The following is a 1,584-nucleotide window of genomic DNA, read 5'->3' on the forward strand; positions in this document are numbered from 1 at the left end:
TCTGCAGCCCGGACGAGGGTGCGGCCGCGGTGATTCTGTGCCGGGCCGACATCGCGCGCCGTTTCACCTCCACGCCCCTTTACCTGCGCGCGAGCGTCCTGCGTACCCGCAGCTACGGTGCACACGAGGTACACAGCTCCTGGGCTGCGGTGGAACCCGCCGACGCCCCCACGGTGTACGCCTCCCGGGCCGCGTACGAGACAGCGGGGATCGGCCCCGGCGACGTCGATGTCATCCAGATCCAGGACACCGACTCCGGGGCCGAGATCATGCACATGGCGGAGAACGGTTTCTGCGCGGACGGCGACCAGGAGAAACTCCTCGCCGAAGGCGCGACCGAGATCGGTGGGCGGCTGCCCGTCAACACCGACGGCGGGCTCATCGCCAACGGTGAACCGGTCGGCGCCTCCGGCCTGCGCCAGATCCACGAACTCGTCCTGCAGCTACGCGGGCAGGCCGGCGACCGGCAGGTCCCCGGCACCCCCCGCGTGGGCTACGCCCAGCTCTACGGCGCACCAGGCACCGCAGGCGTCTCCATCATCACCACCTGACGGCAACGCGCTGCCTTCTGTGCACTGATCACCGGCACGGGGCCGCCGTGTGGACCTACGTCGCTACGAGGAACTCGGCTGCAGATCGCCCGCCGATGACGTCGGGTCCGGGGAGGCGAGGTCCTGGAGGCCGATCGTCTGAACGAGGCGGAGGGCCTCCGCCGCGGCCGAGTCGGGACCTGCCGAGAGGACCATGATGCGCACGTCGCTGCCACGGACGGCAAGCACGTCGCAGTCGAGGGTGATCGGCCCGACCTGCGGGTGCACGACGGTCCTGCTCCCCGCGGTGCACGGCCGCGGGGGCTGTGACGCCCACAGCGCGCCGAACTCGGCGCTCAGACCGTGCAGGTCGTCGATGAGACGCCGCAGCGCAGCGTCGTGCGGATGCCTGCCGAAGGCTTCGCGCAGCTCGGCGGCGATCTCCTCGTGCTCACGCGCCCGTGCCGCCGCGTCCTGGTCGACGCGCGACTCCAGACCGGCGAACGCCCGCCAGGCGAGATTGCGCTCGCGATGGGGCAGACCGCGCAGGTCGCCCAGCAGCGCGACCGCCAGCTCGTTGGAGTCGATCAACTGCCAGGCCGCGTCGGTCACGAGGACCGCGGCGTCCGGCATGCGGTCGAGGACCCGCCGCACCCCGGGCGTGAGGTGGCGCTCGATCTGCCCGGGCGTCGGCGGCGCCTGGTCGGCGAGTCGAAACAGGTAGTCGCGTTCGGATTCGGTCAGCCGCAGCGTGCGGGCGAGCGCGGCCAGCACCGACGGCGACGGCGTGGTCGCCCGTCCCTGCTCGAGCCGGGCCAGGTAGTCGACCGACACTCCGGCCAGGCGCGCGACCTCCTCGCGGCGCAGGCCCGGCGCCCGGCGATGGCCGCCCGCGGGCAGGCCGGCCGCTGCGGGCTCCAGCCGGTCCCGCCAGGCGCGCAGGCAGCTTCCGAGTTCGTCCATCCCCTCAGTGTGCGCGCAGCCGACGCGACGATCGTCGCCCTGAGAGTCCTCTCCTCATCCGGCGGCCGACGGGCCACGATCGCGGTATGAC

General features: G+C 72.7%; 2 protein-coding genes. One reads left to right on the forward strand and one right to left on the reverse strand.

Going from position 1 to position 1,584, the window contains the following annotated elements:
* Positions 1-551: thiolase family protein (locus FDN03_RS15690; RefSeq protein ID WP_138178533.1), on the forward strand; the 551-nt coding region annotated here is incomplete at its 5' end.
* 63 nt (positions 552-614) lie between these two features.
* Here FDN03_RS15690 and FDN03_RS15695 read toward each other — a convergent pair.
* Positions 615-1,493: a helix-turn-helix transcriptional regulator gene (locus tag FDN03_RS15695; protein WP_138178534.1), complete on the reverse strand. Its 879-nt coding sequence runs from the start codon at positions 1,491-1,493 to the stop codon at positions 615-617.
* Between the last annotated feature and the right edge of the window lie 91 nt (positions 1,494-1,584).

The organism is Glutamicibacter sp. V16R2B1 (assembly GCF_005774635.1).
Classification (GTDB): domain Bacteria; phylum Actinomycetota; class Actinomycetes; order Actinomycetales; family Micrococcaceae; genus Glutamicibacter; species Glutamicibacter creatinolyticus.

Excerpts from the sequence above, each read along its gene's own strand:
- FDN03_RS15695 (WP_138178534.1), bottom strand. The coding sequence starts at position 1,493 with ATGGACGAACTCGGAAGCTGCCTGCGCGCCTGGCGGGACCGGCTGGAG.